General features: G+C 53.0%; 22 protein-coding genes. 13 read left to right on the top strand and 9 right to left on the bottom strand.

Annotated features, from left to right (window positions below):
• Nucleotides 1–12 precede the first annotated feature (12 nt).
• Complete coding sequence (locus OGY83_RS06005; protein ID WP_286635465.1) at nucleotides 13–825, top strand: MetQ/NlpA family ABC transporter substrate-binding protein; 813 nt, start codon at nucleotides 13–15, stop codon at nucleotides 823–825.
• 93 nt (nucleotides 826–918) lie between these two features.
• Here OGY83_RS06005 and ttrA read toward each other — a convergent pair whose 3' ends face one another.
• Genes ttrA through ttrB form a run of 3 tightly spaced genes read right to left on the bottom strand, consistent with a single transcriptional unit; the run spans nucleotide 919 to nucleotide 5,734 of the window.
• Complete coding sequence (ttrA, locus tag OGY83_RS06000) at nucleotides 919–3,984, bottom strand: tetrathionate reductase subunit TtrA (RefSeq protein WP_286635464.1); 3,066 nt, start codon at nucleotides 3,982–3,984, stop codon at nucleotides 919–921.
• Nucleotides 3,977–4,999: a tetrathionate reductase subunit TtrC gene (gene ttrC, locus OGY83_RS05995; RefSeq protein ID WP_194212062.1), complete on the bottom strand. Its 1,023-nt coding sequence runs from the start codon at nucleotides 4,997–4,999 to the stop codon at nucleotides 3,977–3,979. The genes ttrA and ttrC overlap by 8 nt, the downstream gene beginning before the upstream one ends.
• A complete protein-coding gene (ttrB, locus tag OGY83_RS05990; RefSeq protein ID WP_226804182.1) occupies nucleotides 5,000–5,734 on the bottom strand; it encodes a tetrathionate reductase subunit TtrB in 735 nt (244 codons plus the stop codon).
• Between the two features lie 227 nt (nucleotides 5,735–5,961).
• Between ttrB and ttrS the strand changes: the two genes are divergently transcribed.
• The 9 genes from ttrS to ydhT all read left to right on the top strand — a co-directional run bounded on the left by ttrS (nucleotide 5,962) and on the right by ydhT (nucleotide 14,909).
• Complete coding sequence (ttrS, locus tag OGY83_RS05985) at nucleotides 5,962–7,695, top strand: tetrathionate respiration histidine kinase TtrS (RefSeq protein WP_286635910.1); 1,734 nt, start codon at nucleotides 5,962–5,964, stop codon at nucleotides 7,693–7,695.
• Nucleotides 7,670–8,254 carry a tetrathionate respiration response regulator TtrR gene (gene ttrR / locus OGY83_RS05980; RefSeq protein ID WP_286635463.1) on the top strand — a complete coding sequence of 195 codons (585 nt, stop codon included), beginning with the start codon at nucleotides 7,670–7,672 and terminating at the stop codon, nucleotides 8,252–8,254. The genes ttrS and ttrR overlap by 26 nt, the downstream gene beginning before the upstream one ends.
• A 92-nt stretch (nucleotides 8,255–8,346) precedes the next feature.
• A complete protein-coding gene (gene fumD / locus OGY83_RS05975) occupies nucleotides 8,347–8,556 on the top strand; it encodes a fumarate hydratase FumD (RefSeq protein ID WP_003029345.1) in 210 nt (69 codons plus the stop codon).
• A gap of 496 nt (nucleotides 8,557–9,052) precedes the next feature.
• A complete protein-coding gene (locus OGY83_RS05970; protein ID WP_003029338.1) occupies nucleotides 9,053–9,679 on the top strand; it encodes a ferredoxin-like protein in 627 nt (208 codons plus the stop codon).
• Nucleotides 9,680–9,799: 120 nt separating this feature from the next.
• A complete protein-coding gene (locus OGY83_RS05960; protein WP_286635909.1) occupies nucleotides 9,800–11,902 on the top strand; it encodes an aldehyde ferredoxin oxidoreductase in 2,103 nt (700 codons plus the stop codon).
• A gap of 10 nt (nucleotides 11,903–11,912) precedes the next feature.
• The gene (locus OGY83_RS05955; RefSeq protein WP_286635462.1) at nucleotides 11,913–12,578 is read left to right on the top strand and encodes a YdhW family putative oxidoreductase system protein; all 666 of its coding nucleotides are present in this window, start codon (nucleotides 11,913–11,915) and stop codon (nucleotides 12,576–12,578) included.
• Nucleotides 12,579–12,642: 64 nt separating this feature from the next.
• The gene (locus tag OGY83_RS05950) at nucleotides 12,643–13,311 is read left to right on the top strand and encodes a 4Fe-4S dicluster domain-containing protein (RefSeq protein ID WP_079937748.1); all 669 of its coding nucleotides are present in this window, start codon (nucleotides 12,643–12,645) and stop codon (nucleotides 13,309–13,311) included.
• Complete coding sequence (gene phsC / locus OGY83_RS05945) at nucleotides 13,308–14,093, top strand: thiosulfate reductase cytochrome B subunit (protein WP_079937749.1); 786 nt, start codon at nucleotides 13,308–13,310, stop codon at nucleotides 14,091–14,093. Before OGY83_RS05950 ends, phsC begins: the two co-directional genes overlap by 4 nt.
• A gap of 3 nt (nucleotides 14,094–14,096) precedes the next feature.
• On the top strand, nucleotides 14,097–14,909 hold the full coding sequence (gene ydhT / locus OGY83_RS05940) for a protein YdhT (protein ID WP_286635461.1): 813 nt from the start codon (nucleotides 14,097–14,099) through the stop codon (nucleotides 14,907–14,909).
• Between the two features lie 9 nt (nucleotides 14,910–14,918).
• Here ydhT and OGY83_RS05935 read toward each other — a convergent pair whose 3' ends face one another.
• The 4 genes from OGY83_RS05935 to OGY83_RS05920 are packed head-to-tail and all read right to left on the bottom strand — an operon-like array spanning nucleotide 14,919 to nucleotide 18,024.
• A complete protein-coding gene (locus OGY83_RS05935) occupies nucleotides 14,919–15,596 on the bottom strand; it encodes an amino acid ABC transporter permease (protein ID WP_003029326.1) in 678 nt (225 codons plus the stop codon).
• Nucleotides 15,586–16,371, bottom strand: coding sequence for an amino acid ABC transporter permease (locus OGY83_RS05930; RefSeq protein WP_286635460.1), 786 nt, complete (start codon nucleotides 16,369–16,371; stop codon nucleotides 15,586–15,588). The genes OGY83_RS05935 and OGY83_RS05930 overlap by 11 nt, the downstream gene beginning before the upstream one ends.
• The gene (locus OGY83_RS05925; protein WP_191212810.1) at nucleotides 16,371–17,189 is read right to left on the bottom strand and encodes an amino acid ABC transporter ATP-binding protein; all 819 of its coding nucleotides are present in this window, start codon (nucleotides 17,187–17,189) and stop codon (nucleotides 16,371–16,373) included. Before OGY83_RS05925 ends, OGY83_RS05930 begins: the two co-directional genes overlap by 1 nt.
• 1 nt (nucleotide 17,190) lies before the next feature.
• Nucleotides 17,191–18,024, bottom strand: a complete 834-nt coding sequence (locus OGY83_RS05920; protein WP_286635459.1) for an ABC transporter substrate-binding protein — start codon at nucleotides 18,022–18,024, stop codon at nucleotides 17,191–17,193.
• A 305-nt stretch (nucleotides 18,025–18,329) separates the two neighbouring features.
• Between OGY83_RS05920 and OGY83_RS05915 the strand changes: the two genes are divergently transcribed.
• Complete coding sequence (locus OGY83_RS05915; RefSeq protein WP_126318274.1) at nucleotides 18,330–19,223, top strand: LysR family transcriptional regulator; 894 nt, start codon at nucleotides 18,330–18,332, stop codon at nucleotides 19,221–19,223.
• Nucleotides 19,224–19,275: 52 nt separating this feature from the next.
• Here OGY83_RS05915 and OGY83_RS05910 read toward each other — a convergent pair whose 3' ends face one another.
• Together OGY83_RS05910 and OGY83_RS05905 are read right to left on the bottom strand one after the other, a co-directional pair.
• Entirely contained in the window at nucleotides 19,276–19,416 is a 141-nt protein-coding gene (locus OGY83_RS05910; RefSeq protein ID WP_286635908.1) for a hypothetical protein, read from the bottom strand.
• A 93-nt stretch (nucleotides 19,417–19,509) separates the two neighbouring features.
• Entirely contained in the window at nucleotides 19,510–20,241 is a 732-nt protein-coding gene (locus tag OGY83_RS05905; RefSeq protein WP_048226681.1) for a FadR/GntR family transcriptional regulator, read from the bottom strand.
• Nucleotides 20,242–20,434: 193 nt separating this feature from the next.
• Between OGY83_RS05905 and OGY83_RS05900 the strand changes: the two genes are divergently transcribed.
• Both OGY83_RS05900 and OGY83_RS05895 read left to right on the top strand, forming a co-directional pair.
• Nucleotides 20,435–21,334, top strand: a complete 900-nt coding sequence (locus OGY83_RS05900) for a 2-dehydro-3-deoxygalactonokinase (protein ID WP_286635458.1) — start codon at nucleotides 20,435–20,437, stop codon at nucleotides 21,332–21,334.
• Nucleotides 21,327–21,989, top strand: coding sequence for a 2-dehydro-3-deoxy-6-phosphogalactonate aldolase (locus OGY83_RS05895; protein WP_079937757.1), 663 nt, complete (start codon nucleotides 21,327–21,329; stop codon nucleotides 21,987–21,989). Before OGY83_RS05900 ends, OGY83_RS05895 begins: the two co-directional genes overlap by 8 nt.
• Nucleotide 21,990 lies beyond the last annotated feature (1 nt).

Raw genomic sequence — 21,990 nt, 5'->3', positions numbered from 1 at the left:
GAAACCATTATCATGAAAAAATCACTGACGTTACTCGCCGCAGCAACCTTAAGCGCCCTGAGCTTTGCCTCCTTGGCTGATACTCTGACCGTTGGCGCGTCTAACGTGCCGCACGCGGAGATCCTTGAACAAGCCAAACCGATTCTGGCGAAACAGGGGATCGATCTGGAGATTAAACCATTCCAGGATTACATTCTGCCGAACACTGCGTTGGCTGGTCGTGAGATTGACGCCAACTACTTCCAGCATATTCCGTACCTGAACAGCGTGATTAAAGATCATGCGGGCGATAAAACGTATGACTTCGTCAGCGCCGGAGCGATTCACATTGAGCCGATTGGTATCTATTCGAAAAAAGTGAAATCGCTTAAAGATCTGCCGGAAGGCGGCAAAGTCATCATGCGTGATGCGGTATCTGAGGAAGGTCGTATTCTGTCGATTTTCGAAAAAGAGGGTGTGATCAAGCTGAAGCCGGGTGTGGATAAAGTAACCGCGCGCATTAGCGATATCGTCGAAAACCCGAAAAAGCTGAAGTTCCTGCCAAACGTGGAAGCAGCGCTGTTACCGCAGATGTATAACAACGACGAAGGCGATGCGGTGGTGATTAACGCCAACTACGCCATCGACGCCGGGCTGGATCCAGTGAAAGATCCTATTGCCGTTGAAAGTGGTGAAAATAATCCGTATGCCAACATCATTACCGTGCATCGCGGCGACGAGAAGAAAAAGGATATCGTGGCGCTGGTTGATGTCCTGCACTCAAAAGAGATCCAGGACTGGATCCGTACTAAATATAAAGGTGCGGTGATCCCGGTAAACAACTAATTCGCTTCTTGCCGGGTGCGGGAGTGCCTTACCCGGCCTACGACATCCTGTAGGCCGGGTACAACGCGTTAGTGTTGCCATGCTGTGCCAGAGCTACACGCGCTCAATTCTCGCTGGTAACCCCTGGCGCACCGCCGCACCCGACACCCAGTCAAGCCAGGTATTGGCTACCTGTCGGGTTGGGTCCGCAAAACCCAACTCGTTGAGATTAATTCCCGACTTAATCTGCTCATCAAACGCCATCGGCTCACCGTCGAGGGTATGCCGTGCCGCGCCCATTTCTTTATGCCCGTAACCATGTTCAATGGCGATGACACCCGGCATGACGCCATGCAGCAGGCTTATCTGTGCCTGTGCCTGACCGCCTGGGGTGGTGATACGAACGATATCGCCGTGTGCTAAACCATACCGCTGACCATCTTGTGGATTGAGCGCCACCAGATTAACCGGCTTCAGATGATGCAGGCGCGGGATCACCGCCGTGGCGCTGGACATGGTATTGGATTTAAAAGAAATCAGTTTCAATGGCCATTCTTGTTCCGGGAACAACTCCTCTACCGCACGCCCATCTGACAGGCGCGAAGGATACCAGGCCGGGCAGCCGCTGTAGCGCTCGCCGGTAATCGCATGGCGGTACGCGGCGACGTTCGCATTCCAGATTTGGAGCGGTTTTTCCCAGGCATTGCCGACGCGGTTATCCACTCGCCCGCTGTTGTCCGGCGCAAAGCGTCCGCCGCGGGAGTAGATAAACGCCACTCGGCTGATTTCATCAGCTTTCAGCGTTTTCGCCATCACGGGCATGATCCGCTGTACCCCGGTCAATGCAATGTCTTCCTGCTGTGCTTCGGGGACCGGCGCTTTGCCCATAAACGCAATATTGGCGGCGAGGCGCAGGTAGTAATCTTCCGCACGGTTCAACGGATAGTGGTTGCCTTGCGGATCGGTAATCGCATTGTCGCCGAATCCGGGTAGCCCGATGCGTTTTGCAACCGCAATACAGAAAGACTCCATAGAGGCAGGTTGACCGTCAGCGGTGCTACTGGTCGCGGGTCTGACGACCGGCCAACGCGCGGTGGTGGCTTTGCTGGCCACGCCCGCCCACGGAGCGCTGAATCCCCAGCTTTCGAAGTTGTGGGTATCCGGCACGATGTAATCTGCCAGCGCCGTGGTTTCGTTCATAAAGGCGTCAATTGCAATAAACAGCGGCAGACGAGAAGGATCCTTGAGCTTTTCTTCCGCCACGCTGCGCAACCCCGCAATGCCGTAAAACGGGTTGGTCATGTTTGAGATCCAGGCTTTCAGCGGATAAGGGTAACCTTCAAGCGCCGAGACGAGGAGTTCGGTAAGCTGACCGGCGACAAACGGATACCACGGGGCTTTGGCCGGGAAGGGCGATTGCCCGGCTGCCACCTTATTGCGGTACTCTTCGGAATACTCATAAGCGGTTTTACTGCGCGCGATGCTTAACCCTTTCGGTTTTACCTTCCCGGCGAAACTGTCCATGTTGTAGCGCGGACCGTCGGTGGCACCATTGAATTTGCCGCCGCCGACGAACACGCCGCCTTCAAGGCTGAGGTTGCCAATCAGCGCATTGAGCATCATCACCGACCAGGCGTTATAAAATCCATTGCCTGCCATCATTCCGCCGTGCGTGATCACTGCCGCTTTACGCCCGTGGCGGGTGAATGCGTCGGCCAGAGCACCAATGTCTGCTTCTGACACCCCACACTGCTGGCTGTACTGCGTTAGCGACAGTTTCTCTGCGGACTCTCGCAGACACTGGAAGCTACTTTTTACCGTTACCGTCCGCCCGTCAGCCAGCGTCACTTCGCGGGTAACAAACAGCTGCGCGCGCGGGCAACTGCTGGCGGCGACAATCTCACCGGCCTCGTTGACGACCACCGGCTCCTGGGCGTCGTTTGCACTCAGATGGGCGAGGGTCAGGTGCTGTCCGGCAAGCGTTGGAATTTCATCGGTAATCACCAGATGTGTGGCGTTAGTCCAGCTTTTTTCTCCCGCCTGCTGCATGGCCTGCACGCCGGGAATGGCGAGATAATCAGCGTTATAGCGTTGTTTATCGATAATCCAGCTTATCATCCCCATTGCCAGCGCGGAGTCGCTTCCCGGTCGTACGGGTTGCCAGTGGCCGCGATCGTCAGCCAGCACCGTGGTTAATGGCAAAGCGGGCGCTACCACAACATAACGGAAGTCGTCACGCAAACGGGCGCTGGCCAACTGGCGGGCCTGGCGCTTAAACGGGTTGCCGGATTGCGCCGGAGAGGTGCCCATAAACAGCGCGAATTCGACGTTATCCCAGTCGGGTTTCACGTGGGTATTTTTATCCAGATCGCCCATTAACGCACCGGAGCCGGCCCGATAGGCCAGACCGCAGTAAGCGCCATGAGCACCGAAGTTTTTACTGCCGAAACTGTTCAGTGCGAAGCGACGTAAAAAGGTATCACGTCCTTCATCGCTGGTATTGGTGACCAGCAGTTGATTGGATTTTGGGCCAAAGCCGGGATGTTTCGCATCAAGCGGTGTAGTGGGATCGTGGATGGCTCTCAGACCATCAACGTGGCCTTCACCAAACAAATCGCCACCTTCCACCACCTCTTTGATCAGCTGTTCGAAGCTGATGCGTTGCCATTTTCCCTCACCGCGTTTACCGACGCGCTTCATGGGCTCCAGAATACGTAGCGGGCTGTACAAACCTTCGAGTAAGGTTGCACCGCGGGCGCAGGCGGTGGAACGTGCGTCAAGACCTGACTCCCCGGCCAGCTGTTCCATTGCCGTGGCAAAGGGGACAGAGGCGTCTATATGGTGTTCGTGCGACAACGGATGATAAGGGTTGCCCGCAATGCGCAGCACTTTGCCTTGTTCAGTGTCAACGCGAACCCGCACACCACACTGCGTCCAGCAACCAAAGCACTGCGTCATGGAGATCACCTGCTGCGGGTTTTGCTGCCAGTGAGGCCGGGCGTTGGCTTCGGGGATGAGCGCGTTGGCAAAAATGCGATCACGGGTGATTTTTCCCGAGGTTCCGTCCAGCAAACCGTCTATCGCGCGCTTTGCCACATCCCGATAACTCAGGCCAAAAGTCACCATGCCACCTACGGCAAGGCCCACTTTAAGCCACTGACGACGGGTTAAATTAGCCATGTTGCATTCTCCTTGCGATCGCGTTCAGGGCTTCACGAACAATAATAATCAGTGCTATCCACAGGCCGAAGGTACCCACAATAGCCAGCCAGCCATCGGTGCCGCCGGGCAGGGTGTAGGGATTAAACTGCGCGTTAAATTTCGGTACAGTCTGCACCTGGATGAGTAACGTCCAGCGCACTAGCCAGCACAGCGCCATGGCGCTAAAAGCGAGTAATATGCGCAGCGGTAGCGACAAGGGGTAACGTACAACCAACCCGCAAAGAGCAAGCGAAACAAGCCATAACGCAACCCAACCGATAGCGTAGTGTTGTGCTGAAGAAGCAACATCCAGCCACTGACGGATAGCCGAACCGGAAAGCGTATTACCGCTCGCCCAGATCACCACCACGATAGCCAGCGCGATCAACGTGACCATTTGCCCCCACGCTAGCTTACGCGGCAGTACGTCCTGGCTATTTGTCATGGCAATAAGCAGGGCAAGAAACGTTTGCAGCGCGCTGAGGAACATTGCAACCGGAAAGGCGTAACTGAACCAGATGGGACGCGCCTGTACCACCGACACTTCACGGCCGGTGTAGACCAGCAATCCGATGGCGGACAGGGCGCTGCCAAGTGCTAACCATTTTGTGACGCTGTAACTTTTTAGCGTTAACCGTTTAACGTGCTGCGCCAGAAACCACAAACCTAAAAAACCGGTAAACAGCGGTAAAAACAACGCGCCCCACGGCATCCAGGACCATGGCGTCGGATACGCATAGAAATGCCAGACACGGGCGGTTTGGTGTAGATCGGCGGTCAGTGCCAGTGGTGCGGTAATCGCGCAGGTCAGGGCGATTAACAGCGTCAGATTCTCCAGGTCTGCCGTTTCTTTTTTGCGCCAGTGTAGAACGCAGGCGAACAGCGCGGCGCAGGCGGCAATGCCGATGAAAAAGAAATATTGTACGGCCCAGGGTAACCAGCTTACGTCCTGGGGATGGGCCAGAACCTCGTCGATAATCAGTGAATGGTTCATTTAAACCTCCTGCCAGAGTGCTGGTTGAGCACGTCCCATCAATGGGGTGACAAACGCCTCATCCAACCCCAGATAGAACACGTGAGGAGACGTACCGCTTTCCGGCTTCAGTACTTTGATGGCGTCATGGTGTTCATGCAGCATTTGTGAAATGCGGCTGTGCGGATCTTTAATATCGCCAATGATTCGTGCGCCGCCGACGCAGGATTCCACACAGGCCGGGAGCAGACCCGCTTCGAGGCGGTGAACGCAAAAGGTACATTTATCGGCGGTTTGCGTTTCATGGTTGATGAATCGCGCATCATAAGGGCAGGCCTGCACGCAATAGGCACAGCCCACGCAGCGCGTGTTGTCGACCACAACAATGCCGTCTTCGCGTTGGAAAGTGGCCTGTACCGGGCAAACGGGCACGCAAGGGGGATTATCACAATGGTTGCACAGTCGCGGCAGCAGGACGTTGGTGACGCTTTGCTGGCCTTCAATCTGCACTTGATACTGGTTGACGAGGGTACGAAATTCGCCCTGTGGGGTCTGGTTTTCAATGGCGCAACTGACGGTACAGGCCTGGCAGCCGATACAGCGTCGCAGGTCAACCAGCATGGCGTAGCGATGCTGTTGTGAGCCTTCCCGGCGTTCAGGCGAATAGGGAAATTGCGCCTGAGCCAGCGGAACCAGTGATGCGCCAGCGGTCAGGACGCCCAGTTGCTGGAGAAACTGCCGTTTACTGCTGTCCATATTTTCTCCCGTCACGATGCAACAACGAAACATTGGTCACGCCGTTGATTTGCGTGTGATGAATAAAGAATCTCAATGATTTACAGTGTAAAAATCGTGACGGGGTATACTCTATTGTGGTTAACCACATACCCGGCTTGTTGTTGATCTAAAACAACATAATTGACAGGGATAATTGAGTGGGACGCAACGTAGTAAGGTGTCTGGGGGTGCTGGTGTCGCTGTGGATGCTAAGCGGCGCGGTCAGGGCGCAGACATGGAACATTGGCGTTTTGGCGATGCGTGGGGAGGTCTCCACACGTAATCACTGGCAGCCGCTGGAAACCTTTTTGAATCAGCAAATCCCCGGTGAGCAGTTTCATATTCAACCGCTGGACCTGCGACAGATGCAGGAGGCGGTGAATCGTGGAACGGTACACTTTGTGGTCACCAATCCGGCACAGTTTGTCCAGCTTAACAGCCGCTCAGCGCTACGCTGGCTGGCGTCGTTACGCTCCACCCGTGGTGGGAAAGCCACCAGTAACGTGATTGGCAGCGCGATCCTCGTCAGACGCGACAGTGGGATCACCTCCGCACATGATCTGATCGGCAAAACGGTTGGCGCCATTGATGCTCAGGCGTTTGGCGGCTATTTGCTGGGATATAAAGCGCTCAGTGATGCCGGTTTGCGCCCCGAACGCGATTTACGTCTGACGTTTACCGGATTTCCCGCCGATGCCTTACTCTATTTATTACGTGAAAAAGCCGTGCAGGCGGTGATCGTGCCGGTGTGTCTTCTGGAAAAGATGGATGAAGAAGGCCTCATTCGTAAAACCGATTTTATGACCGTGTTGAACCATCCGACTTCAATACCCTGTTTAACCAGTACGCCGCTCTATCCTGACTGGTCATTTGCCGCACTGCCAGCAGTGAGCGATGAACTGGCCGATCGCGTCACGCGGGTGCTGTTCAATGCACCGCAAAACGTGACGTTTCGCTGGGGCGCGCCCGCCTCGACCCGCGAAGTAGAAGCGTTGCTGCGGGACGTCCGCCAACATCCGCAGCAGCGCCAACTGTGGCTGGATGTCAAAAGCTGGTTTATTCAACATCGGTTGGCGATGGGGGCCGTGGTCGTCGTATTGCTGTTGCTGACGCTCAATTACATCTGGGTAATGCTGTTGGTTCGCCGACGCGGCAGGCAACTAGAGCGGAACAACGTGTTGTTGCACAAACAGGAACAGGCGCTGGAGACTGCCCGCCAAATGAGCGTGCTGGGGGAGATGACCTCCGGTTTTGCCCACGAGCTCAATCAGCCGTTGTCTGCTATCCGCCATTACGCCCAAGGCTGTTTGATCCGCCTGCGCGGTCAGGATGAGCAGCATCCGTTGCTGCCCGCGCTTGAGCACATCGACGCCCAGGCACAAAGGGGGGCCGATACGCTGCGCAATCTCCGGCAGTGGGTCAGCCAGGCACAGGGCAATCCGGTACTCACCGATGACTGGCAAGCCATCAACGTTCACGATGCTATCCATCACGTCTGGCAATTATTGCGCATGCCCCAGCAATTCCCGTCGGTAACGCTGCACACGCAGGTTAGTAAGGCGTTAACGTTGATGCTGCCAAGCGTTCTTCTTGAGCAGGTGCTGGCTAATCTGGTACTCAATGCCGCCCAGGCAGGCGCTACGACAGTATGGTTTAGTGCCCAGCATAAGGATGGTTGTGTGCGTATTCAGGTGCAGGATAATGCCGGAGGCATTGACGAGGATCAGTTGTATCAGGCGTTTCAGCCGTTTATGACCACCCGCAAAGAAGGTATGGGACTAGGACTGGCCATTTGTCAGCGACTGGTGCGCTACGCAAACGGAGATATTGTGATCCAAAATCAGCAGGCCCCGGACGGAAAAGCAGGGGCGAGAGTGACATTGTATTTTAAACCAAATCAGGAAGGAGGCCGTAGTGGCGATAATTCATCTGCTGGATGACGACACTGCCGTCACCCAGGCCTGTGCGTTTTTATTGGAAAGTCTGGGATATGAAGTGTCTTGCTGGGAGCAAGGCGAGAAGTTCCTCGCCGAAGCAAATCTGCACCAGGTGGGCGTACTACTGCTGGATATGCGTATGCCGGTACTGGATGGGCACGCTGTGCATGAAATCATGCGTCAGAAAGCAAGCACGCTGGCGGTGGTCTTTCTCACCGGGCATGGCGATGTGCCGATGGCGGTTGAGCAAATGAAACGTGGCGCGGTCGATTTTTTGCAAAAACCGGTGTCAGCCGTGCCGCTTCAGGCTGCATTAGAACATGCCTTGCAGGTCTCGGCAGCGGCGTTCTCGCGACAAGAGATCATCTGCTGCTATCAACAACTTACGCCGAAAGAACGGGAACTGGCGCATCTGGTAGCAAAAGGATTAATGAATAGGGAAATTGCTGATGCCATGAATATTGCCGTGCGTACGGTTGAAGTACACCGGGCGCGGGTGATGGAAAAAATGCAGGCAGGAAGTCTTGCTGAGCTTGTTAATCGACTTCAGAGAATTCAGTAGAATGATGACATTTCTTTGATTTTCATTGAATTTTGTCTAAATCGTCAGAGTGATATATGCTGTTGGTTTGAGTTAATGACGAGCGGGCAAAAATGGGAAATCAGACGAAAGACGACGAGTTGTACCGTGAAATGTGCAGAGTAGTAGGTAAAGTAGTGCTCGAAATGCGCGATCTGGGACAAGAGCCTAAGCATATCGTCATTGCGGGAGTACTGAGAACCACCCTTGCTAACCAGCGTGTGAAGCGCAGTGAGTTAGAAAAACAGGCTATTGAGACCGTTATTAAAGCATTGGCCGGTTAATTCATAAAAGGAGGACGGCAAAATTTTTTTGCCGTCCTCTTATTCTCGATACGTTAATCTATGAATCTATATAATTTATCTCCGCTAATAATTGGCGGTAGAGAACTATAAATATCGATATGTATTTATTTATATATCGATGGCCGTGCAGCATTATATTTGGGAGAGGGGTCACAAATATTTTTAATCTAAATAGGCTGCTATTTCACTCCACCTATTAATGATAATGAATCTCACTCCGCATTAATTATATCCCTTCCGTTTTTTAATTGATGACGATCAAAACTATGCATGCTGAATAACCACATTATTTCTACGCCTAACCCTAAAGGATTAGATTTATTCAGTTTAACCACCGTCATTTACGCGATCAGGTTAGGGCAAAAATTTACGTGTTGTTGGCAACATTAACCGCCCGATATGGCTTGAGCTGCGCTGGTTTAAATTAGCCTGGATGTGTTGCTACCACAGCATTTGCGAAGAGGATGCGAAATAAATGAACCAGGTTGATCGTCCATTTTTAGATTGTGGTTTAACGCGACTAGAATTCCTGCGGATATCAGGGAAAGGACTGGCGGGATTAACGATTGCCCCCGCGCTGTTATCCCTTTTTGGTTGTAAGCAGGAAGATGTCGATAGTGGGACCGTGGGGCTTATCAATACGCCGAAAGGGGTTCTGGTGACTCAGCGAGCCCGTTGTACGGGCTGTCACCGCTGTGAAATCTCCTGTACTAATTATAACGATGGTGCCGTAGGGACCTTCTTTTCCCGGATAAAAATCCATCGCAATTTCTTCTTTGGTGATGATGGCGTCGGGTCCGGTGGTGGGCTGTACGGTGATTTAAACTATACCGCTGATACCTGCCGACAATGTAAAGATCCGCAGTGCATGAAGGTCTGTCCAATAGGTGCAATTACCTGGAAACAGGAAGACGGTTGTATTGCGGTGGACCACAAACGCTGTATTGGCTGTAGCGCGTGTACCACAGCCTGCCCGTGGATGATGGCGACCGTAAATACCGAAACGAAAAAGTCCTCAAAATGTGTGTTATGCGGGGAATGCGCCAATGCTTGTCCGACTGGGGCATTAAAAATTATCGAGTGGAAAGATATTACTGTTTGATAGATAGCAGGCATACCTGATTCGCGCCATTAATTGCCAAAAATACCGCAGTTTTGAATAAAAAAGCTGCCTGAAGAATGGCGGGTATATCTATTAAACCTTCTTGCAAAGGAAAACATGATGGCTAATGGTTGGACAGGTAATATTTTACGGGTCAATCTCACCACGGGTAATATCACCCTTGAAGATTCCAGTAAATTTAAAAAATTTGTCGGTGGGATGGGCTTTGGTTATAAAATTATGTACGACGAAGTCCCGCCAGGCACCATGCCTTTTGATGAAGGGAATAAGCTAGTTTTTGCCACCGGACCATTAACGGGGTCTGGCGCTCCCTGTAGCTCCCGCGTCAATATCACCTCCTTATCGACGTTTACCAAAGGTAACTTAGTCGTAGATGCCCATATGGGCGGTTTCTTTGCTGCACAAATGAAATTCGCCGGTTACGATGCCATTATTATTGAAGGCAAGTCCGCATCACCGGTCTGGATCAACATCAAAGACGATAAAGTCAGCATCGAAAAAGCCGATTTCTTGTGGGGTAAGGGGACTCGCGCCACAACTGAAGAGATTTGCCGGATTACCAGCCCGGAAACCTGCGTCGACGCTATTGGGCAGGCGGGTGAGAATCTGGTGCCACTGTCCTGCATGATCAACAGCCGCAACCACAGCGGCGGTGCCGGTACTGGTGCGGTGATGGGTTCCAAAAACCTGAAGGCCATTGCGGTAGAAGGGACCAAAGGGGTCAACATTGCCGATCGTAAAGAGATGAAGCGGCTCAATGACTACATGATGACCGAGCTTATCGGCGCCAACAACAACCACGTTGTGCCAAGCACCCCGCAGGCCTGGGCAGAATACTCTTCGCCAAACTCGCGCTGGACAGCCCGTAAGGGACTTTTCTGGGGAGCGGCAGAAGGGGGGCCAATCGAAACCGGTGAAATCCCGCCGGGCAACCAAAATACGGTGGGTTTCCGTACCTATAAATCGGTGTTTGATCTGGGGCCTGCCGCAGAAAAATACACGGTCAAAATGAGCGGCTGCCATTCATGCCCTATTCGTTGTATGTCGCAGCTCAATGTCCCACGGGTGAAGGATTTTGGCGTGCCGAGTACCGGCGGCAACACCTGCGTGGCGAACTTTGTTCACACCACCATTTTCCCCAATGGTCCGAAAGATTTTGATGATAAAGACGATGGACGAGTCGTAGGGAACCTGCTCGGTCTGAACCTGTTTGACGATTACGGTATCTGGTGTAACTACGGTCAGTTGCACCGTGACTTTACTTACTGCTATTCGAAAGGTGTCTTTAAACGCGTGCTGCCAGCCGAAGAGTATGCGGAGATCCGTTGGGATCAACTGGAGGCGGGCGATCCTAACTTTATCAAAGATTTTTACTATCGACTGGCGCATCGCGTGGGGGAACTCAGTCATCTTGCGGACGGCTCGTATGCCATTGCTGAACGCTGGGATTTGGGCGAAGAGTACTGGGGTTATGCCAAAAATAAACTGTGGTCGCCGTTTGGTTTTCCTGTCCATCATGCAAACGAAGCTTCGGCACAGGTGGGGGCAATCACCAACTGCATGTTTAACCGTGACTGCATGACGCACACCCATATCAACTTCATTGGTTCCGGTTTACCACTGAAATTACAGCGCGAAGTGGCGGGCGAGCTATTTGGATCGCAGGACGCCTACGACGAAACCAAAAACTACACGCCGATCAATGCCGCTAAGATCAAATATGCCAAATGGACGCTGCTGAAAGTCTGTCTGCATAACGCAGTTACGCTGTGTAACTGGGTTTGGCCGATGACGGTTTCACCACTCAAGAGCCGTAACTATCGCGGAGATTTGGATCTGGAAGCGAAGTTCTTCCAGGCAGTCACCGGTGATGAAACCACGCAGGCGAGTCTGGACCTGGCCGCTGAACGCATCTTTACCCTGCATCGTGCCTATACGGTAAAACTGATGCAAACCAAAGACATGCGTAATGAGCACGATCTCATCTGCTCCTGGGTATTCGATAAAGATCCGAAAATACCGGTCTTCACCGAAGGCACCGACAAGATGGACAGGGAGGATATGCGCCAGTCACTGACGATGTTCTATCAGGAAATGGGCTGGGATCCCGAGTTGGGTTGCCCAACGCGTGAAACCCTGAACCGACTCGGGCTTGAAGACGTGGCAGCTGATTTGGCTGCGCAGGATCTGTTGCCGGCGTAAGGAACGTGAGATGACTAACGTGAGCAACGTTCTGGCACCCGTTGAGGGGCTTCCTGACGAGGTTGATAGCCATAAGAGACACTGGTTACAGGCGTTTCATCCGCAGGTAGAGCGGGTGGCTGCGCCGCAGGTTCAGGAACCCGCCAGCCCGGAGTCGATTGTGGCAGATTTTATCCGCCAGCATTCAGCAGCGGGGCAACTGGTGGCGCGCAGCGTGTTTCTGCAGCCACCTTATTCTGTCCCTGAAGCCGATCTCTCCACGCTGCTGGATACGCTGTGTCAGGACGCGAATAACGCGGATATCACCCGTGTGCAGGGGGCGGAAGATGTCCATTTCTACTCAACGCAAACCATGACGGCAAACTACGCCGACATGTGCGTGCAGGTGGTGGAAAACGACATCTGCCGTGCGATTGCCGAGGCGGTACGCTTCGACGCTCGCACGTATCCTCGCCCCTATAAGGTCGCCATGTTGACGCAGCCGCCGTACAGCTTTGAATCTCAACAGATTACAGCGGCACTTACGGCCATGGAAACGCATCCAGATTACGCAGATATACGTACTGTGGAATCGTCAAATGCGGAGCCTTATCTGTTTAGCGAACGTTTTATGAGTTATGGCAAAGCGTACGGCCTGTGTGAATGGCTTGAGGTTGAGCAGTATCAGAACCCCTGAATTATTCAGGTTGATGTCATGGAACGTGTGGACGACCACAGTCACAGTATTAGAGGATAACCCGATGTCCTTCACCCGACGAAAATTTGTCATTGGCATGGGGACGGTGATTTTTTTCACCGGCCCAGGTCAAAATCTGTTAGCGAGTACCAGGAGCCCTAAAGCCGTTCGTTACGTCATGATTCACGACGAATCATTGTGTAACGGATGCAATATCTGCTCCCGGGCGTGCAGGAAAACCAACCATGTTCCTGCCCAGGGTAGCCGTTTGTCGATAGCGCATATTCCAGTCTCGGACAACGACAACGAAACGCTGTATCACTACTTCCGTCAGTCCTGCCAGCATTGTGATGATGCGCCTTGCATTGAAGTGTGTCCGACCGGTGCCTCCTGGCGAGATGAGAACGGTATTGTGCGAGTAGATACGTCTTCCTGTATCGGCTGCAGTTACTGTATTGGTGCGTGTCCTTATCAGGTTCGCTATCTCAACCCGCAAACTAAAGTGGCGGATAAATGCGACTTTTGCGCCGAATCACGCCTGGCGAAAGGTTTTCCACCGATCTGTGTTAACGCTTGCCCGGAACATGCGCTGATTTTCGGTCGTGAAGATAGCCCGGAAATTCAGACCTGGTTGCGAGAAAACAAGTATTACGAATATCAACTTGCAGGCGCCGGGAAACCCCATCTGTATCGTCGGTTCGGTCAACATTTGATTAAAAAGGAAAATGTATGAACGCGTCGCAGAATGCCGAACAGTTTCACGCCCAGCTTGCACAGTATGTCCCCCTGTTTTCACCGGACTACTGGCCTGTGTGGTTAGTCGTTGCCGGGTTAATGCTGGTGGGAATGTGGCTGGTGCTGGCGCTTCACGCCATGTTGCGCTTTCGTGCGGCGCATAAAACGTCGGCAGGGCACGGTGAGAAGGTCTATTTATATTCGAAGGCTGTTCGTTTGTGGCACTGGTCGAATGCGCTGCTGTTTTTGCTACTTCTGGTTAGTGGTCTGGTCAATCACTTCTCTGCCGTCAGCGCACCGGTAATGAAAAGCCTGCTTACCGTGCATGAGGTCTGCGGCTTTTTGCTGCTTGCCTGCTGGATTGGTTTTGTGCTGATCAACCTGATTGGCGGCAACGGACATCACTATATTATTCAACGTCAGGGCTGGATCGCTCGTGCACAAAGACAAACACGTTTTTACCTGTTTGGCATTATGCAGGGTGAGTCACACCCATTCCCGGCCTCACCTCGCTCTAAATTTAATCCGCTACAGCAGGCGGCCTATGTTGGCGTGATGTATGGTTTGTTGCCACTGCTGCTGATCTCCGGATTGTTATCGCTTTACCCGACGGTCGTCGGCGATCTGTTCCCCGGTGTGCGTTACTGGCTGCTTCAGGCGCACTTTGCGCTGGCAATAGTCAGTCTGTTTTTCATTTTTGGGCATCTTTATCTTTGCACTACGGGTCGCACGCCGGGCGAAACCTTCAAGTGTATGGTGGATGGCTACCACCGGCATTAAGCGATGATGATTACACGAAGTGACTTACGGGTCTGGCGTGTCGGGCCCGTCATGTATCGCTGGTTTCTACGCGCATTTCCCGCAGGAGGAAGCTATGCCGATGTTCATCGCGCGCTCCAGCGGGAAGGGTATACCGATTGGGCAAATAGCCTGGTGGAGTACGGCTGGTCAAAATGGCGGGAAGAGGCGAGTTTTGCTCAGCAGGATATTGACGCAATGGGGAATATTTCCGGTGAGCAAGCCGCGGGGGAAACCAGTCATCCGCTGGCGAGTGCGGAAGATTATGCCCGATTTAGCAGTGCGGGTGACAACGTTAAAATTGCCAGCGCCGGGTATGCAGCACAGATCGCCAGTGCCGGTTACAGCGTACGGATTGGCAGCGTAGGCTATAACACGCATATCGGCAGTTCAGGCGATCGCGGGCGAATAGCGATTGCGGGAAACTCGGCGCGTATCAGCAGTGTGGGCGACGGAACGCGTATCGCCAGTACCGGCATGCGCGTACGTATCAGTTCGCTCGGCGACCGAAACCGGATTGCCAGCAGCGGTGATTTAACCCAGGTAGCCTGTTTTGGTGCAGAGGCGAAAATCGCTAACTGCGCGGACAATATCCACATTATTGCCAGCGGAGAGAACGCCGTTGTTGCCAGTACCGGTGCTGTCGATTCGATAACGCTCGGTCCCGGCGGATGTGCGGCACTGGCTTATCACGATGGCGAAAGAATGCGTTTTGCGCTTGCTGTTGAAGGGGAAAATAACATCCGGGCGGGCGTGAAATATCGGCTCAACGAAGACCATCAGTTCGTGGAATGTTGAGCCGAGAAGTCATTTTAGTGCGAATCGGCGTTGGGTGATTTTTTCAAGGCTAAAGCACAGCAGGTAATAGACCAGCCCGGTAAAGATAAAAATGGCTGCAGGGTAAATTTGCACCCGGCTGTTAACCTGACCGGCAACTGTCGTGAGTTCCGGCACGTTAACGATAAACGCCAGCGACGTGTCCTTCAGCAGCCCAATAAAAATCCCTGTCAGCGACGGCAGTACGTTACGCAGCACCTGCGGCAGCAAGATAAGCCACAGGGCCTGATCCGGGCGAAAACCCTGAACGACTGCCGCTTCATATTGCCCACCAGGCAGTGCGCTAATTCCAGCATACACCGAGTGCATCACCGAAGCGGCGGTGAACCATGCCAGCGCCAGCGTCACGGTAACGGCACCGGGCAGATCGCTTCCGGTCAGCATGGGTAGCAAATACCACATCCAAAAAATCACAAAGATAAGCGGAATGCCGCGAATAAATTCCGCCCAGATAAACAACCCGTTGCGAACCGCGCCTGGAAATCGCCAGGCGCAGCAGGCAAGAACGATCCCGCCAGGCAGCGCCAGCAAAGCCGCACCGATAGCCATCAGCAAGGTGAGCAGGACGCCGCCGGGTTGCCCCTCAGCTACACGTCCCCACAGGAGATAGTCAAGATTGTCGGTAATGACCGAAATATTAGCGATCATGCAGTATGCTCCTGACGCTGAAGATGCGCATTCTTATCTTTGACGATTTACCCGACGCAGGCTGCGGGCCAAGACGCGTAAGCAGCATACCCAGAACGATACCGGTAAACAGATAGAGCACGGTGCCAACGGCAAAGGCTTCCAGCGCGTGCGCGTTGTAGCTCTCAATTTGCCGTACCTGGTAGGTGAGCTCAGCAAATCCAATGCCGCTGGCAAGCGAAGAAAGCTTCATCAGGTTGAGATATTGCCCAACAATGGGTTGCCAGGCGTTTGCCAGTCCCTGAGGCAGCAGAATGTGACGAAATATTGCCCAGGATGAAAACCCCTGCGCCACGGCAGCCTCGCGTTGTCCGGCAGAAACCGCCTGTAAACCAGAGGCGATCTCCTCAACCAAAAATGCTGAGGTAAATACGCCCAGTCCCCATGCTGAACAGATAAACTCCGGTGTTAACCACCAGACATCACCCGGCAGAATTGACCATGGATGATCGGCATTGATAAAGCTAATGACGTCACGGGGGAGCCAGTTCCAGGCGGCAAAATACCAGAACATCAGTTGCACCAGTAAAGGTGTGTTGCGAAACATCGAGACCCACACCCCGACTATCGATTTAGCGAGACGATTGCCCGTCAGGCGCAGGCCAAGCAGTGAGATGGCAATGAGCGTGGCGAGCACGATACCTGCCAGCGTTACCCAGAGCGTGGTAAGAAAACCAGAAATTATCCATTGCAGGGGTTGCCCGCTCAGCACTCCCTGCCAGTCCATTGCATGCATTATGATGATGACTCCTGGTGTAACGGGTCTAGCACTTTTTTCAGGAAACGCTGGGTTCTTGGGTGCTGTGGTCGGACGAAAAAATCCTCCGGCGGGGCGACTTCAAGAATATCGCCACCATCGATGAAAACCACCCGATCGGCAATCTCGCGGGCGAAATGCATTTCGTGGGTCACGACGATCATGGTGATACCGCTGTGGGCCAGGTTTTTCATCACCTGTAATACTTCGCCGATCATTTCCGGATCCAGCGCGGAGGTGGGTTCATCAAACAGAATAATTTGCGGTGATGAAGCCAGTGCGCGGGCGATGGCCACGCGCTGCTGCTGCCCACCGGACAACTGCGCGGCATAGGCGTTGGCTTTTTCCGCCAGTCCTACTTTTTCCAGCAACTCGAGTGCCCGACGATCCGCTTCCGTCTTGTTCCAGCCGTGAACATATTCCAGCGCCAGTGCGATGTTCTGCTGCGCAGTCAGGTGCGAATAGAGATTGAATTGCTGAAATACGAAACCGATACGGCTACGTAGCTGGCGTAACGCCGCCCCGCGCAACTGGCTAATCGGTTTACCATCAATGAAGATTTCGCCACCGCTGAGCGACTCAAGCTGGTTGATAAGACGTATAAGAGTGGATTTTCCTGAGCCGGAAGGCCCCAGAATGGTCACCACTTCACCGGCTTCAACCGCCAGACTAACGCCGTTAAGGACGGAATGAGCGTCATACTGTTTAATCACATTGCGCAGTTCGACGCTCGCCTGGCGCAAATGGGTAAAATCCGCAGCCGAAGCTGCGGAACGATGAAAAAGGGCTGAGAGCATATTACTTGGCTTCTATTTTAAAGGCGCGGGGTTGCGGATTTTTGGTTTCAGGACCAAACCAGACATCATAAATTTTGGCCGCCTGCCCGGTAGATTCCAGCTTCAAAAGCTCATCATTGACGGCTTTTAACAACGCTGGCTCACCTTTTTTCACCCCCACGCCGATCTCTTCTTTGCTCAGCAGATCCGGCAGAATTTTGAAATCTGCTTTATCCGGCGCAGCACCTAATAAACCGGCCAGAATCGTACTGTCCTGGGTAATGGCCTGAACATTGCCGTTGCGTAGCGCGGTTAACGCCAGCGGGATGTCGTCGTAGGCCAACACGCGCGACTGCGGGAAGCGCTGATGCAGTGCCTGTTCACCAGTAGTGCCTTTTACCGCGCCGATGCGTGCCTTGCTGTATTCATCAAGCTTGTCCGGAGATTTTGCCGGCACAAGGAACTGCTGGCCGGTAACAAAATAGGGGACGGAGAAATCTATTACCTGCGCCCGTTCGGGTGTAATCGTGATATCCGCGACGATTAAATCGGCTTTACCGGATTGTAATAACGGAATGCGGTTTGCCGGATTGGTCGCGACCAGTTCCAGTTTTACACCAAGGGATTTGGCCAGCGCTTCGGCAAAATCAACGTCGTAGCCGACAATCTTATGGGTTTGGGCATCGACGGAGCCAAACGGAGGATTCGCGTCAAATGTCGCGACTTTTACGACGCCTGCGGCTTTGATATCGGCCAGTTGGTCAGCCTGAGCCTGCGAGACGGTAAGTCCTGAGGCCAGCAGCACGCCGAATGCCAGCAGTGTTTTTTTAGCGCGGTACGTTTTCGTTGCCATCATTGTATGAAATCCCTGTAGTTTTTGGTTTGTGCTTTTTACGCTCCCATAACTTACGGTTGAGACAAAATAAGAAAAAATTCTTATCTATATACAAAATGTTATTAGTGAAGGATGTGTTAATAACGGGTGAAAATAATGCATGAGTGAAAGGTAAAATAGTGCATAAGCCTGGCAATAATTTGCATTTTGTTTTTGTGTGAGGGCTCGCTTGAATAAGACTTAGCTGGGCTAATGTCCAGAAAGGCTACTGGAATCCCCTCCAGACCTGTACCATATGTCACAACAGGTTTGGATTGGGGATAAGCATGCTGCGTGATAATTTTAACGATCTCTATTATCTCATTATCGTTGCCCGCGAGCGTAGTTTTACCCGGGCAGCGGCAAAGCTTGGGGTTTCTCAATCCGCGCTAAGCCATGCGATTCGCGGGCTTGAAGAGCGGCTGGATGTACGGCTTCTGACCCGCACCACGCGCAGCGTTGCGCCGACCGAAGCCGGAGAACGGCTTATCAACAGTATCAGCCCGCGTTTTGATGACATTGAAACTGAGCTGCTGGCATTAACCGATGTCCGTCAGCGTGTGGCCGGTAACATCCGCCTGACGCTGGGCGAACACGCATTGCAATCTACCGTCTGGCCCGCGCTGGAGCCGTTTTTGCAGGCTTACCCTGATGTGAATGTGGAAATGACCATCGACAATAGCCTGACGGATATTGTGACTGGCCGCTATGACGCAGGTATTCGGCTCGGCGAGCAGGTGGCAAAAGACATGGTCGCCGTCAGAATTGGCCCGGACTGGCGCATGGTAGTGGTGGGGTCACCGGCTTATTTTGCTCGCCATGGTAAACCGCATACCCCACACGACCTGCAAAATCACAGCTGTATTAATATGCGTATGCCAACGTTGGGCGGGTTATACGCCTGGGAGTTTGCTAAAGACGGACAAGATTTGCGCGTGCGGGTTGAAGGGCAGCTTATTTTTAACAACCTCCCCCCGCGAATTAGCGCAGCGATGGCCGGAATGGGGTTGGCATTTGTGCCGGAAGACACCGTCGAACAGGCTGTAGCAGAGGGGGCGTTGGAAAAAGTGCTGGAGGACTGGTGTGAACCGTTTCCTGGCTATTATATGTACTATCCCAGTCGCAAACAGCATACCGCCGCCTTTGCCCAACTGATTGAGGCCTTACGGTATACGGGCTGAAGCGGGTGGGTTAAACAGGCAATAAAAAACCGGCATTGCGCCGGTTTGGAAATCAGATTTTGCAGGCGTCGCCGCAGTCACTATCAGCAATAATTTCCTGCGCTTTCTTGTCTGCATCTTCCAGACGTTCAGCGTTACGCTCTTGCGCTTCTTCCAGTCCATCAAAGACCAGATTATCGAGATCAATTTCCATCATACACCTGCTCAGGTTCAGCGTTTAACATCACGTTATTATATTGCAAAAATGTTGCTTAACAGCAGCGATTCTTGCTACTTAGCATCGTCCTTAAATCAGTTGCGTATATTTTTCCGGCAGCGTGGCCCACAAATGGCGGTTTGCCGCGCTAAGTATAATATCGCGCATGCATTCACGCGCCGTAACGCCCTGGCGTAGGCGTATTGCTTCCAGTAACAGGCGATGCTGCTCAACGGCGTGTTCTGTTTCCCGCACTGATGACTCCTGCGTCTGTTTAAACGACAGCATCATCGCAGCTGAAAGTGCGTTGCCAATCGACATCAAAAATGGGTTATGACAGGACTTGAGTAGTGCAGTGTGAAAGGCGAGATCGCCTTCCTCGAATAGCGCAATCTGATCCTGCTGCTGTCCGCGTAACATCAGGGTCCAGGCTTCTTCAATGGCAGCCAAATCGCGGGCTGTCGCGTTGGCGGCGGCCAGAAAGGCGGCGTTAGGCTCAAACATCAGGCGCGTGACCACCAGTTGCTCGGCGACATCAGGTGAAATACCCACTTCCTCCATCCAGCCCAGCACGTCCGTATCCAAAAAACTCCAGAGTTCGCGCGGATTGACCGTACTGCGCCGCTTAGCCTGGATGGACAGCAAACCTTTTGCTGACAGGACATGCAGCGCGTTTCGTACAGAGGTCCGAGATGCCGAATATTGCACGGCAAGCTCATTTTCGCCGGGGAGCATCTCCCCATCGCTCAGGGTTCCGCGGATGATTTTCATCGCCAGATCGCGGGTGATCGTTTCAGAGATGGTGGCCAGGGAGGTCGTCATAGTCTGCCTTGAAAATTTGAGAATTCCTCATTGTACGCACAAAACAAAACGTTACGAATACAAAACAACAATTCTTGTCCTTTCAGATAGTGAAACAAAACGTTTTATTTCACTTCACGATCGCGCTCACAGATCGCTCTGGCAAAATTAACTACATTCTTGTCATACAAGATTTGATGGTTGAGGTTACAAGATGAAAAGGGAGTGGATCGCAATCGACTGGGGAACGTCGAATTTCCGCGCATGGCTAATGGCAGGGGATGATGTGCTGGACAAACGCAATGCCAGCTACGGCCTTCTCCATGTCGAGCCTGGGCAGTTTGATGCGACGTTAAAAATGTTACTTGGTGAGTGGATTGCTGAAGGAACGCCAATGGTTGCAATGGCCGGGATGGTGGGTTCGCAGCAGGGTTGGTATGAAGTTGACTATTGTTCGTTACCCTCCTGTGCCGATAGCTTGCTTGCGCACAGTAAAAGTTTCACGACTTCTTGGGGCAGCAAAGCATGGATTTTTCCTGGATTGCGTAAATTCCCCCGTGGTGACATGCCTGATGTAATGCGCGGTGAAGAGGTTCAGCTACTGGGACTGTCTTTACTCGAAGACATCGATAATTTCCAGGCGATTCTACCCGGCACACACAGTAAACACGCCCGGATGCAGCAGAGACAGATCGTTGATTTTTCGACTTATATGACCGGCGAGCTTTTTCAGGTGCTGATTTCGCACTCGCTGCTTGGTCGTGGTCTTCCTGATGCGGCGGCTGATGACAGCGCATTTTTACTCGGGGTGGAAGTATCCCGACGCCACGCGGCGCTAAGCCAACTCCTTTTTTCTGCCCGAACGTTGCGTCTATCGGGTGAATTATCTGCTGAATCAGTCAGTGACTATCTTTCCGGTTTACTGATCGGATTGGAGTTTTCCACTGACAACATCAGTCCTGTCTGGCTGGTGGGTAGTGCGGCATTAACTCGCCGCTATCAGATGGCTGCCAACGCATTTGGTATTCAGACACGCTGCGTCGATGGCGATCGCTGTTTTATCGCCGGAATGCAGTCTCTTCAACAACGTCTAACAGAGAAACGCTATGGATAGTTTTGACTTTGCCACGATGTGGCATAAAACGCCGCTTCCGATGATCGCGATTTTACGCGGTCTGAGGCCTGGGGAAGCTGCAGAAATTGGTGATGTATTGCTGGAGGCGGGCTTTACCTGGCTGGAAGTACCGCTAAATTCACCGCGCGCGTTGGATTCTATTTCGCTGCTACGTGAACGCGTCGGCATGCGTGCTATCGTCGGAGCGGGTACGGTACTGACGACAGAGCAGGTTGATAGCGTCGTCGATGCGGGCGGGCAGGTAATTATCTCGCCAAATATGAATCCCTCGGTGATCCGCCGCAGCAGAGATCGAGGGGCTATCAGTTTACCGGGCGTCGCCACGCCGAGCGAAGCGTTTACTGCCCTGGACGCTGGGGCCAGCGGTCTGAAATTTTATCCTGCGGAAATGATCTCCCCGGACATACTGCGGGCTATGTGCGTGGTATTACCGCCTCACGTAGTTTGCATGCCGGTCGGTGGTGTTTCTGCCGAGGCGCAACAACTACAAAGATGGTGCGAGGCGGGAGCGAAAGGTTTTGGCTGTGGCGGCGGTTTATACCGCGCGGGCACAGAGTGCGAACAGGTTCGGCATAACGCGTTGGCCTATGCTCAGGCATGGCAACAGGTTAATCGCAGAGCGCAGCGCCAATAAC

Source organism: Citrobacter sp. Cpo090 (assembly GCF_030332665.1).
GTDB lineage: Bacteria > Pseudomonadota > Gammaproteobacteria > Enterobacterales > Enterobacteriaceae > Citrobacter > Citrobacter portucalensis.
The sequence above is the reverse complement of the archived record's forward strand: the minus strand, read 5'-3'. Positions and strand labels throughout refer to the sequence as shown.

Bases quoted from the DNA above. Each gene is read 5' to 3' on its own strand.
- OGY83_RS06005 (WP_286635465.1), top strand. From the start codon at position 13: ATGAAAAAATCACTGACGTTACTCGCCGCAGCAACCTTAAGCGCCCTG.
- ttrA (WP_286635464.1), bottom strand. From the start codon at position 3,984: ATGGCTAATTTAACCCGTCGTCAGTGGCTTAAAGTGGGCCTTGCCGTA.
- ttrC (WP_194212062.1), bottom strand. From the start codon at position 4,999: ATGAACCATTCACTGATTATCGACGAGGTTCTGGCCCATCCCCAGGAC.
- ttrB (WP_226804182.1), bottom strand. From the start codon at position 5,734: ATGGACAGCAGTAAACGGCAGTTTCTCCAGCAACTGGGCGTCCTGACC.
- ttrS (WP_286635910.1), top strand. From the start codon at position 5,962: ATGCTAAGCGGCGCGGTCAGGGCGCAGACATGGAACATTGGCGTTTTG.
- fumD (WP_003029345.1), top strand. From the start codon at position 8,347: ATGGGAAATCAGACGAAAGACGACGAGTTGTACCGTGAAATGTGCAGA.
- OGY83_RS05970 (WP_003029338.1), top strand. From the start codon at position 9,053: ATGAACCAGGTTGATCGTCCATTTTTAGATTGTGGTTTAACGCGACTA.
- OGY83_RS05960 (WP_286635909.1), top strand. From the start codon at position 9,800: ATGGCTAATGGTTGGACAGGTAATATTTTACGGGTCAATCTCACCACG.
- OGY83_RS05955 (WP_286635462.1), top strand. From the start codon at position 11,913: ATGACTAACGTGAGCAACGTTCTGGCACCCGTTGAGGGGCTTCCTGAC.
- OGY83_RS05950 (WP_079937748.1), top strand. From the start codon at position 12,643: ATGTCCTTCACCCGACGAAAATTTGTCATTGGCATGGGGACGGTGATT.
- phsC (WP_079937749.1), top strand. From the start codon at position 13,308: ATGAACGCGTCGCAGAATGCCGAACAGTTTCACGCCCAGCTTGCACAG.
- ydhT (WP_286635461.1), top strand. From the start codon at position 14,097: ATGATGATTACACGAAGTGACTTACGGGTCTGGCGTGTCGGGCCCGTC.
- OGY83_RS05935 (WP_003029326.1), bottom strand. From the start codon at position 15,596: ATGATCGCTAATATTTCGGTCATTACCGACAATCTTGACTATCTCCTG.
- OGY83_RS05930 (WP_286635460.1), bottom strand. From the start codon at position 16,371: ATGCATGCAATGGACTGGCAGGGAGTGCTGAGCGGGCAACCCCTGCAA.
- OGY83_RS05925 (WP_191212810.1), bottom strand. From the start codon at position 17,189: ATGCTCTCAGCCCTTTTTCATCGTTCCGCAGCTTCGGCTGCGGATTTT.
- OGY83_RS05920 (WP_286635459.1), bottom strand. From the start codon at position 18,024: ATGATGGCAACGAAAACGTACCGCGCTAAAAAAACACTGCTGGCATTC.
- OGY83_RS05915 (WP_126318274.1), top strand. From the start codon at position 18,330: ATGCTGCGTGATAATTTTAACGATCTCTATTATCTCATTATCGTTGCC.
- OGY83_RS05910 (WP_286635908.1), bottom strand. From the start codon at position 19,416: ATGGAAATTGATCTCGATAATCTGGTCTTTGATGGACTGGAAGAAGCG.
- OGY83_RS05905 (WP_048226681.1), bottom strand. From the start codon at position 20,241: ATGACGACCTCCCTGGCCACCATCTCTGAAACGATCACCCGCGATCTG.
- OGY83_RS05900 (WP_286635458.1), top strand. From the start codon at position 20,435: ATGAAAAGGGAGTGGATCGCAATCGACTGGGGAACGTCGAATTTCCGC.
- OGY83_RS05895 (WP_079937757.1), top strand. From the start codon at position 21,327: ATGGATAGTTTTGACTTTGCCACGATGTGGCATAAAACGCCGCTTCCG.